General features: G+C 63.3%; 6 protein-coding genes. All 6 read right to left on the bottom strand.

Annotation, left to right across the window (positions count from 1 at the left end; genetic code table 11):
• Nucleotides 1-464: 464 nt before the first annotated feature.
• Nucleotides 465-1997, bottom strand: coding sequence for an efflux transporter outer membrane subunit (locus tag Q0K00_RS09540; protein WP_297228939.1), 1533 nt, complete (start codon nt 1995-1997; stop codon nt 465-467).
• Nucleotides 1994-5191, bottom strand: coding sequence for an efflux RND transporter permease subunit (locus Q0K00_RS09535; protein WP_297228937.1), 3198 nt, complete (start codon nt 5189-5191; stop codon nt 1994-1996). Before Q0K00_RS09535 ends, Q0K00_RS09540 begins: the two co-directional genes overlap by 4 nt.
• A gap of 11 nt (nt 5192-5202) precedes the next feature.
• Nucleotides 5203-6363 (bottom strand): efflux RND transporter periplasmic adaptor subunit, encoded by a 1161-nt coding sequence (locus Q0K00_RS09530; protein ID WP_297228935.1) that lies wholly within the window; start codon nt 6361-6363, stop codon nt 5203-5205.
• Between the two features lie 345 nt (nt 6364-6708).
• Nucleotides 6709-7341, bottom strand: a complete 633-nt coding sequence (locus Q0K00_RS09525) for a thioredoxin (RefSeq protein ID WP_297228933.1) — start codon at nt 7339-7341, stop codon at nt 6709-6711.
• 63 nt (nt 7342-7404) lie between these two features.
• A complete protein-coding gene (locus Q0K00_RS09520; RefSeq protein ID WP_297228931.1) occupies nt 7405-8592 on the bottom strand; it encodes an XdhC family protein in 1188 nt (395 codons plus the stop codon).
• Nucleotides 8585-10825 carry a type I DNA topoisomerase gene (topA, locus tag Q0K00_RS09515; protein ID WP_297228929.1) on the bottom strand — a complete coding sequence of 747 codons (2241 nt, stop codon included), beginning with the start codon at nt 10823-10825 and terminating at the stop codon, nt 8585-8587. The genes Q0K00_RS09520 and topA overlap by 8 nt, the downstream gene beginning before the upstream one ends.
• Nucleotides 10826-11458 lie beyond the last annotated feature (633 nt).

Here is an 11458-nt window from a genome sequence, read left to right as displayed (position 1 = left end):
CGGCTCTTGGCAGAAAACCTCCAGCTTCATGTCTGAGCAGAGGGTGAACAACGTATTGACACTCTACACCTAGAGCAATTCCACATTGAAAATGTGGATTACTCTGGTAGTCGCGAGAGCGACTACCCGCAACCGAACACACGGAAAAACCACGCTTTTTCCGTAGTGTGAGGGCAGCGTCAGCATTGAAATTGGCACAATTTCAATGCGAATCCGCTCTAATGACGCGGCACATCCCGCCGCTGCAGGCTCCCCCCGAAAGGCCTTTCCCAAACGCCGCCCACCAGCGAGGCAAGTTGGGTCATCGTACACAGACGGAGGCGCGGACAGGCCCTCCAGCGGACAAAAAAACGGGCCTTGCCGAAGCAAGACCCGTTCGTTGATCAGGCTGTGCGGACCGCCGCGACGTACTCGCGCCTACGACAGCCGCCTTTTCTGGAGCTTTTTTCCGTTCGGAACGCCCTCTAGGAAGCCGGACGCGCCGGGGCGGGCGCGGCTTCGGGCGTCTTCTGCCCGGCTGTCCGCTGGGCTTCCACCAGCTTGTCGCTGTCCACCAGCACAGGGCCGGGCGTCACGCCGGGATCCCGCCAGCCGCCGCCCAGCGCCATGCACATGCTCACCACCGCATAGAGGCGGTCACGCAGGGCGTTGGCCAGCGAAAGTTCGGCATTGAACAGCTGCCGTTCGGCGTCCAGCACGGTCAGGTAGTCGGAATAGCCGTTGTCGTACTGCAAGCGGGCGATATCCACCGCACGGCGCAAGCTCTTCACCTGCGTCTGATAGCTCTCCACGATGGCGTTGGCCTCGCGCTGGGCCACGTAGGCGGAGCGGATATCCGAGAAGGCCTCGCCCACCGTCTTGCGGTAGGTCGCGATAGCCGCCTTCTTCTGGGCTTCGGCATCCTTGAGGTTATACCAGTTGGCCCCGAAGTCCAGCAGCGGCACGCTGGCCGTGGCCCCATAATTCCACGTCCCCGACGGGTTGGTGAACAGGTGGCCGAAAGAGGCGCTCAACGTGCCCAGCGCGCCGGTGATGGAGATGGACGGGAAGAACTGGGCACGGGCTACGCCGATATTGGCGTTATAGGCCATGACCAGGAATTCCGCCGCCCGGACGTCGGGCCGCCGCATGAGCAGCTCGGAAGGCAGACCTTCGGGCAGCACCGGCGGTGACGGCATATGCTCGATGGTGCGGCCGCGCTGGATGGTGCCGTCCATGATCTCACGCGGCGAGCGGCCCAGCAGCACAGCAAGGCTGGCTTCCGCCGAGTCCACGGACACCATGGCGCTGTGCAGCTGTGAACGAGCCGTTTCCACTTCGGCACGGGCACGCTGCCAGTCCAGCTCGGTGATGTCGCCCTGCTGGTAACGGCTCGTGTAGATGGCGAAGGATTCCTCGCGGCTCTTGAGCGTACGGTTGGCCGTATCGAGCTGCATGTCCAGCGCCAGCAGCGCAAAGTAGCTCTGGGCCGTCTGGCCGGCGATGGACAGACGCAGGGCCTCGTGGCTGAGCAGGGTATTCATGAGCACGTCCGTCAGCATGGTGCGCTGATTGCGGTACTTGCCCCAGAAATCCAGCTCCCAGGCGGCGCTGAGCGAGCCCTGATAGGTGGTATAGGAGCGATCCGCCAACTTGCTGTAGTTGGCGCTACGCTCGGACATGCTCTGCGCGCCCGCGCCCGCATCGCCCGTCACCAGCGGGAAGAGGGCGGACGTGGCCACCCCGGCCTGCGCTGCGGCGGATTCGATGCGCGCCATGCCTTCGGCAAGGTCAAGGTTGTTCTTGAGAGCTTCTTCCACCAGTGCCGTCAGCACCGGATCGTTGAAGCGCTTCCACCAGTCCGTGTACAGCGGCTGGGTCGTCAGGTTCACCTTGCGCCACTGGCTCGGCATGTCGAAGGTCTCGCGCTCGTATTTGGGGGCCAGCGAGCAGCCTCCCAGCACGAGCAGTGCCGTCAGGCACGCGGTCAGCACCCGAAAACGGGGAAACGCGATCATATGTCGTCCTCCTCGAAGCGTCCCTTCCCTTCATTGGGGTCGCGCTTGCCCTGCAGGCGCAGGGAAACGGACATGATGAACCGGAAGAAGAACGGGATAAACAGGGTGGCAAGGCAGGTGGCCGCCAACATGCCGCCCACCACGGCGGTGCCGATGGCATGACGGCTGTTGGCGCCCGCGCCGGAACTGATGGCCAGCGGCACGCAGCCAAGGATGAAGGCCAGCGAGGTCATGACGATGGGACGGAAGCGCAGGCGGGCGGCGTGCATGGCCGCCACGTCCAGACTACGCCCGTCGCGCCAGGCCTCGACGGCGAATTCCACGATGAGGATGGCGTTCTTGGCCGCCAGACCCACAAGGGTGACCAGCGCCACCTGGAAGTACACGTCGTTGGAGAGGTCACGCAGCCAGGTGGCCACCAGCGCGCCGAAGACCCCGAAGGGCACGGCCGTGAGCACGGCCAGCGGCAGGGACCAGCTCTCGTACTGAGCGGCAAGGATCAGGAAGACCATGACCAGCGCCAGCACGAAGATGATGGTGGTGTCCGCGCTGGCCAGCCGTTCCTGCAGGGCGGAACCCACCCAGCCGAGGGCATAGTTGCTGTCCAGCACCTCGGCCGCCACCTGATCCATAGCCGCCAGCGCCTGACCGGAGGAATAGCCCGGAGCGGGGTCGCCCATGAGGTGGGCCGCCGGGAACACGTTGTAACGTTCCATGGTCTGGGGAGCGGTACGCCGTTCCAGCGTCATGATGGCTGACAGCGGCACCATCTCGCCCTGGCTCGTCCGCACGAAGACGTCATGCAGGGATTCAGGCAGGAGGCGGTAGTCGGCCTCGGCCTGCATACGCACCTGGAAGGTTCGGCCGAGGTAGTTGAAGTCGTTGATGTACATGGCGCCGAAGGAGGCGTTCATGGCCGTGAAGACATCGCTGATGCTGATGCCCATGTCCTTGCAGCGGTCGCGGTCCAGATTGGCGTAGAGCTGCGGCGCGCCGGTGGAGAAGAGGCTGCGCAGCGAGCCGATGGCCGGATAGCGGCGGTTGCCGTTCTCGTCCGTGGCCATGGCCGCGGTGACGAACTTGTTGGCCATGGCTTCCAGATCCTGGCTCGTGCCGTCGCCGCGCATCTGGATATAGCATTCAAAACCGCCCGTAGTGGACATGCCGCTGATGGGCGGCGGCGTGAAGCCGATGGTCACGGCCTCGGGCTGCATCATGGTCACGGCCATGACGCTGGCGCTGATGGCCTCGGCGCTGCTTTCCGGCGTCTGGCGCTGGCTCCAGGGTTTGAGCGTGGCAAAGAACGTGCCGTAGTTGCTCTTGGGGGACATGGAGGTGATGTCCAGACCGTTGATGGACATGACGGTCTCCACCGCCGGATTCTTGAGCAGATTGTCGGCAATGAGGCGCGTCACATCCGACGTACGCGACTGCACCGCGCCGTCGTCGAGGATGGCCATGCCGAGGATGTAGCCCTGGTCCTCATTGGGCACGAGGCCGCCCGGCACGACCTTGAACAACCAGACCGTGGCCGCGATCATGATCGCAAAGAGCACGAAGGCCCGCAGCGTGGAATCCTTGATGAAGCGCACGATGCGCACATACTTGTGCGTGGTCTTGGTGAACAGATAGTTGAACACCACAAAGGGCTTGGCCGGCTGATGGTCATGGGCATGAGGCTTGAGCAGCAGCGAGCAGAGCGCCGGGGTCAGCGTCAGCGCCACGATGCCGGAGAGCACCACGGACACCGAGATGGTGATGGCGAACTGCTTGTACATCTGACCGGCCAGACCGCCCATGAAGGACACCGGGATGAACACCGCGCAGAGCACCAGCACGATGGCGATGACCGGGGCCGTCACTTCGCTCATGGCCTTGGCCGTGGCTTCCTTGGGCGGCAGGTGTTCCGTGGACATGATGCGTTCCACGTTTTCCAGCACGACGATGGCGTCGTCCACCACGATACCGATGGCCAGCACCATGCCGAACAGAGTCAGGGTGTTGATGGTGTAGCCCAGGGCGTACATGCCCGCAAAGGTACCGATGATGGAGACCGGCACGGCGATGCAGGGGATGAGCGTCGCCCGCCAGCTCTGGAGGAAGACGAACACCACGATGAACACGAGGATCATGGCTTCCACCAGAGTATGGATGACCTCATTGATGGATTCCATCACGAAGTCGTTATTGTCCACGATGACCTTGTACGCGATGCCGTCGGGGAAGTCTTTTTCCAGTTCCTTGAGGCGGGCCGTCACGGCGTCGCCGGTGGCGATGGCGTTGGCGCCCGGCAGCAGGTACACGCCCATGCCGCGGGCCTTCATGCCGTTCATTTCCGTGCTGACGCTGTAGTCCTTGCCGCCCATCTCGATGCGGGCCACGTCCTTGAGGCGCAGCAGGGCGCTGTCCTCGCCGGTGCGGACGATGATCTCACCGAATTCTTCGGGCGAGCTGAAACGGCCCTTGGTGTCGATCTGCCAGGAAAGTTCGGCATTCTGCGGCAGCGGCGGGTCCCCGAGACGACCGGGGGAGAACTGCGAGTTCTGCTCCTGGATGGCGGCGGCCACGTCGCTGACGGTAAGCTTGTACTTGGCCAGCTTGTCCGGCTGGATCCAGATGCGCATGGAATAGTCCATCTGGCCGAACACGGACACGTCACCCACGCCGGGCACGCGCTTGAGTTCGTCAGCCACGTTCACCTGCATGTAGTTATGCAGGTAGACTTCGTCATAGCGTCCGTCGGGCGAATACATGGCGATGACCTGCAACATGGCCGGCGAACGCTTGGTCACGGTCACGCCTTGCAGACGCACGCTTTCCGGCAGGGTCGTCTGGGCAAGGTTCACCTTGTTGTTGACGTTGACGAGCGCCATGTCCGGATTGGTCCCCAGCGAGAAGTAGACGCTGACCGAGCCCGAACCGGAACCGGAAGCCGCCGTGGAGGTCATGTAGAGCATGTTTTCCACGCCGTTGATGTTCACTTCCAGCGGAGCCAGCACGGTGGCGGCGATGGTTTCCGCCGACGCGCCCGGATAGTACACGGAAACGTTGACCGTAGGCGGCACGAGTTCAGGATACTGGGCGATGGGCAGGGCCTTCATGGCAAGCGCGCCCACCAGCGTGATGACGATGGAGATGACCGACGAAAGGATCGGCCGTCGCAAAAAGAGATTGGGTTTAGCGGAGGCAGCCATAGCGCATCACCTTACTGGGCGGCCTTTTCCGCGTTGTCGTCCTTGTCGGCCTCCTTGCCGTTTGCGGCAGCGGCTTTCTGCCCCTGCGCGCCCGGCTCCTGCGGAGTGACGGGCTGGCCGGGACGGGCCTTGATGAGGCCCTCGCTGATGATGACCTCACCGCCCTTGAGACCGGAGTCCACAAGGTACATGTCCCCGATGGTCTCGCTGACGGTCACGGGCATGGACTTCACGATATTGTTCTCATCCAGGGCCAGCACGAAGGAACCCTTCTGCGTGATGAGCAGGGACTTCTGCGGGATGAGGATGGCGTTGACCAGCACGTCGCCTTCCATGAAGATGCGCACATACTGACCGGGCATGATGGAACCCGTGGAGTTGTCGAAGGTGGCGCGGGCCTTGATGACCCCCGTCGTGGGCTGCACGCGGCTGTCGATGAAGTTGATGACCCCCTCCACAGGGCTCATGCTGCCGTCCAGCAGACGCAGACGGGCCTTGTAGACATTGTTTTCCGGGAAGCGCAGACGCCCTTCCGCCGCCAGCTGCTGACGGCGCATACGTTCCGGCGCGGCGATGGAGAAGTCGATGTACATGGGGTCGGTCTGCTCCACATAGGTGAGCAGGGAATTGTTGCTCACCAGGTTGCCCGGCGTGTAATTCTCCTTGGAGCTGTAGCCGGAGACCGGAGAGACCACCTGGCAGTAGTCCAGGTTGATCTTGGCTTCGCGCAAGGCGGCGCGGGCGCTGTCGTAGGCGGCGCGGGCGTTGTCGCGGTCCTTCTGGGAAACGGCGTTCTTCTCGTACAGGGGACGGATGCGCTGCCACTCGCGGGAGGCGCTGTCATACTGGGCCTGAGCCTGCTGCACCTGCGCTTCGTACTGGTCCCGCTCGATCTGGAAGAGCAGCTGCCCCTCCTTCACGAAAGCCCCTTCGTCATAGAGTCGTTTCTCGATGATGCCCTGCACACGGGCGCGCACTTCCACGGAGCGTGAACCGGAAGCCTGCGCCTGATACTGGGCGGTCCAGGGACGATCCTTGGCCTCCACATGGAAAACGCTTACAAGCGGCCCCTTGCCGCCCTGACGCGCCTGCTCCTCTTCGCCCTGACAGGCGGTAAGCTGAACAAGCACAAGGAGGGCAAGCGCCACCGAAAACATATTACGCATACGCATTCAAAACTCCATAAGCGGTTGCCCGCTCTTCGCAATGGTTGCCGCCGCAGGCGGACACGGAAATCAGAAGACACGGCAGCAAAGGGCGGAAAGCCCCGTCCAGGCCCCCCTTTTTCTACCGCGCGCGACCCTGTTTTCCCCGGCGGCGTACGCCGTGAAGACATGTCGCCTGTCTTCATGAGGGAGAACAAACTGTCGAAAAACATACTTTCGGCGTTTGTGTCAAGAAAGGCGACGGAATCGTCGCCTCTTTTTTATCCTCAAAAAAATAAATTATTTCAATATGTTGAAAAGACGTATGTTTTTCTCGTAACCACTTGTTTTTATTGATGAATATTTTTCAGCCTATCCGTCATGCTCATCCCCGGCATACAGCCCCGAAGCGGCAAGCCGAGTATGCTGCGCGGCAAGGCGGATGAACACGCACCACCAGAGCGCATTCTTGAGGATCTGGGTACGGTTCCTGCGCCGGGGCGCCATGCTGGGACGCAAGGCGCTCAGCTCCAGCGAGTGTTCGCCGCCGCTCTCGCTCAGATAGGCGACGCGCAGTTCGATGCGCTGCATATCGTTCACCTTGTCCGGCGGATACTGGCTCAACAGCCGGGATGAGATGTCCGTGGCCTTGGCGGTGCTGGTGGGCATGTCGGAGCCGCCTTCATGGATGTCCTGGATCTGGCTGTCGATGATCAGGTCCACGGAGGTCACGTTGCACAGATTGATCTTGCCGCGCCCGGCTTCGGCATGTTGGCGTACGACGCGGTAATAGAAGCCGCCCATCTCTTCGGACACGCCGATGACCACGGTGCTTTGATCCGCGCCGGAATAGACGCCGATCTGCGCGGTCATGCGGGTGTCGTCCGCGATCTCCGACTTGATGGCGGCGATGAGCCGCCGCTGCAGCAGCAGACGGCGACGGGCTTCCATATAGATAAGGGCAACGGCACTCAACAGGAGCAGGACGATGAAAAGCTGGACCACGGGAAACTCCTTCGCAAAAGAAACGGGAGGCCGCCCGGAGCGATGCCTGCGGCCGGGCGTCTGTCAGTCGTCGATACGCAGGCGCTGCAGGGTTCCGGCGCGGGCGGCCAGCAGTTCGGCCACCACGGACACGGCGATCTGCTGCGGCGAATCCGCTCCGATGGGCAGGCCGATGGGGCAGCGCACGCAGGCCAGTTCCGCATCGGGCACGCCCTCCTTGCGCAGCGCGGCATAGACGCCTTCCTTCTTGGAATGGCTGCCGATCATGCCGATATAGAAGGCATGGCTCTCCAGCGCCTGCACCAGCACCTCGCGGTCAAAGCTGTGTCCGCGCGTCATGATGGCGACATAATGCCGTCTGCCGATGCCGCAGGCTCGCACAAGATTGGCAAAGGCCTGCAACACGAAACAGTGCCGGGCCATGGGGAAACGCTCCGGCGAGGCGAATTCCGCCCGATCGTCCACCACGTCCACCACGAAACCGCAGGCGTGCGCCAGCGTGGCCACTTCCAGCGACACATGACCGCCCCCGCAGAGGAGGAGCACCGGCGGCGTATCCAGCGGTTCCATATAGATGCGGGCCACAGTGGCGTCCACGATGCCGGCCTTGCCCTTGCGCTTGTCGAGCAGGGAGCGGGCCGGATCCAGACCGATGATGACGTTGGCCGTCTCGGAAGGGATGTCGGCCACGTCTTTCGTCCTGCCGTCGGGCAGAGCCTCGGGCTGCCGTTCCAGATAAAGGACGCGTCGCGGCAGGCTCTCGCGGGTGACGTCCACCGACCAGATGCCGTCGATGCCCTGATCCAGCGCGCGCTGGGCCTGCCGGAACAGCGGCGCCTGCGCGGCGGAAAGGCTCTCGCAGAGCACTTCCATGCTGCCGCCGCAGATCATGTCCGTATCGGCGCTGCCGTCCATGCTGCACCGGTGACAGGCGGAAAGCCCGCTGGCAAGGCACTGCCGGGCCATGTCCAGCGCGGCGGCTTCCAGCGCCCCGCCGCCCACGGTCCCCAGCAAGCCCTGCGAGGTCAGCAGCGCGCGCGTCCCCGCGCCGCGCGGCGCGGAGCCTTCCCGGCTGATGACGGTCATGAGGACGGCCTGCTGCCCTGCCTCCAGCAGATCCGCGATACGCTGTTCCAGCCCCAGCGGGCTGCTCAACGGCGTGATGCGGGGCGGGGCGGGCGGCGTCACGGCCGCGGGATCGCGCTTGCCGTCCCGGCGTTTGCTGTCTTCGGGCTTTTGCTTTTTAGGCATGGTCGTCCTCCTTCACATAGCCGCACCCCTTGACGGGGCAGATGATTTTCACCCCGTCACGCGACTTCTTCTCCACCAGATAGGGAGAACCGCAACGCGGGCAGGCCTCGGGGATGGGCCTGTCCCAGAGAGCGAAATCGCACTTGGGGTACTGATCGCAGGAATAAAAGATCTTGCCGCGCTTGCTGCTCTTTTCCACAAGCCGTCCCTCGCCGCAACGCGGGCAGAGCACCCCGGTGGAGAAGGGCGCGGCATAATCGCAGTCGGGATAGCCCGTGCAGGCGATGAAGCGGCTGCCGGTGCGCGAACGCTTGATGACCAGGTCCTTGCCGCAGCGCGGACATTCGCCCACCTTTTCCAGCTCCGGCTTCTGCGGGGCGACGATCTCCAGCGCGCCGTCGGCATTGCGCTGGAAATTGCTGGTGAAACGGCATTCGGGATAACCGGAGCAGGCCAGGAACTGCCCGGCCTTGCCGAACTTGATGACCAGCGGCTTGCCGCAGTCGGGGCAGGTCAGATCCGTGGGGATGCCGCCCTTGACGGACTGCATGTTCTTGGCCGCCGCCGCCAGCGTGGGATTGAAGTCATCCGCGAAGTGATGCAGCAGGTCCACCCACTGCTCCTTGCCTTCGGCCACCTTGTCGAGCCCTTCTTCCATGCTGGCCGTGAAGCCCACGTCCATGAGCCGCCCGAAATGCTCCACGAGCTGCTTGCAGACGATGCGCCCCAGATCCGTGGGGATGAAGTGCCTTTCCTGCAGACTGACGTATTCGCGGTCCTGCAGGGTGGAGATGATGCTGGCATACGTGGACGGCCGCCCGATGCCGCGCTCTTCCAGTTCCCGTACGAGGCTGGCTTCGCTGTAGCGGGCCGGGGGCTGGGTGAATTTCTGTTCCTTTTCCAGCTTGTCGAGCGTCAGCTCCTGCCCCGGCGTCAGAGCGGGCAGCTCGCTGTCCGCCTCGTCCTTGCCGCGGGGCATGACCGCCAGGAAACCGGGGAAAAGCAGGCGCTCGCCCTTGGCTCGCCACTGGCTCGGCCCGCAGGCGATGAGGGCCGTGGTATCGTGGAAACGCGCCCCGGCCATCTGCGAGGCCACGAAACGCGACCAGATCAAGCGGTAGAGATTGTACTGATCCGGCGGCAGATGGCCCTTGAGGCTGTCCGGAGTGATGTTCACATCCACGGGGCGGATGGCTTCGTGCGCATCCTGCGCGCCACTCTTGGCCTTGTAAACGCGGCTCTTGGCCGGCAGATAGTCCTTGCCCCAGGTGGCGGTGATGAAATCGTGCGCCGCCGTACGGGCTTCGTCCGCTATGCGCGTGGAGTCGGTACGCATGTAGGTGATGAGCGCCGTGATGCTGCCGTCCTCCATCTCCACCCCTTCATACAGGCGTTGCGCGATGTTCATGGTGCGCTTGGCCGTATAGGAAAGGCGCTGGTTGGCCGCCTGCTGCAGAGTGGAAGTGATGAACGGCGGCTGGGGGGCGCGTTCGCGCTCCTTCTGTTCCACGCTCTCCACCCGCCAGGGCTGCCCGCGCAGGGCGCTCTCCAGCGCCTGCGCCGCCTCGGCATTGGGGATGACAGCCTTCTTGCCGTCCATTTTGTGCAGCTCCGCCCGGAACGGCGGCGGCGTCTCGCCCCGCAGATGCGCCCGGAACTGCCAGTACTCTTCGGGCACGAAAGCGTCCCGCTCGTCCTCCCGCTCCACGATGAGCCGCAGGGCCACGGATTGCACCCGCCCGGCGGAGATGCCGCGCTTGATGGTCTTCCAGAGCAGAGGGGAGATCTTGTAGCCCACCAGACGGTCGAGGACGCGCCGCGCCTGTTGGGCCTCGAACAGATCCCGGTTGAGGGCCCGAGGATGGGCCAAGGCGTCCTTCACCGCCCGCGCCGTGATCTCGTTGAACTGGATGCGCTTGATGTCCTTGGCCTTGTCGCTGATGAGCTCGGCCACATGCCAGGCGATGGCCTCTCCTTCCCGGTCAGGGTCGGGCGCCAGATAGACCGTATCCGCCTTGCCCGCGGCGGTACGCAGCTCGCTGACCACGTTCTTCTTGTTGTCGATGACCTGATACTGGGGGGCGAAATCATTGGCTTCGTCCACACCCAGCGAGCTGGAAGGCAGATCGCGCACATGGCCCACACTGGCCAGCACCATGTACTGCGGTCCCAGAAATTTCTTGATGGTCTTCACCTTGGCAGGCGATTCCACGATGATCAGCTCTTTGCCCATGCGAATGCTCCCTCTCCGGTTTCGCTGGCGAGAATACGGCAAAACGCGCCAGCGTCAAGAGTCCGGCGCGCACGCTGCCGACGCGGGCGGTCTTTCTCCGCCCTTCCCCAGACATCCGGCCCGACATCAGGCCGCCATCCGGTGAGAGGCTTCGGCAGCCCCGCCGGGGATCGGTCATCCTCCATCCTGTCCTCTGTATGCCTCACATTTATTTTGGTTACTTCTTTCTGCCGCATGGCGCAACAGGGGAAGCCCCGCCCCGGCCGGTTTGGCGTACGCGGGCGGATGGACAAGTCTTTTTCGTTATCGTATAAAAAAGGAGTCTGGCGGACCGGATCTCCAGACCGGACGTTCAGGCCGAACATCCAGGCCGGATGCTCCCAGGGCGAGGAGAACGACGCAAGAAGTCCTCTCACAGATCCAGGCGCGAACTGGCTCCATCAGCGAGGGGGCCCCCACACGACCGGGACCTCTTTGGGGGAGATGGACATGTGACCACCGGCCACCGACAAGCATGTGGCCCATGCGTGAGGTACAGTCTTTTTGAAATAAATTGTGGGTCATGACTAGCAGAGAGGATTCTCTCTGAGCATCTTGAGGAGGAGTTTGTAGATATCCTCATGACGGTGATTA

Origin of the sequence: uncultured Desulfovibrio sp. (genome assembly GCF_944327235.1) — a bacterium.
GTDB lineage: Bacteria > Desulfobacterota > Desulfovibrionia > Desulfovibrionales > Desulfovibrionaceae > Desulfovibrio.
This window is presented reverse-complemented; position numbering and strand designations above follow the sequence as displayed.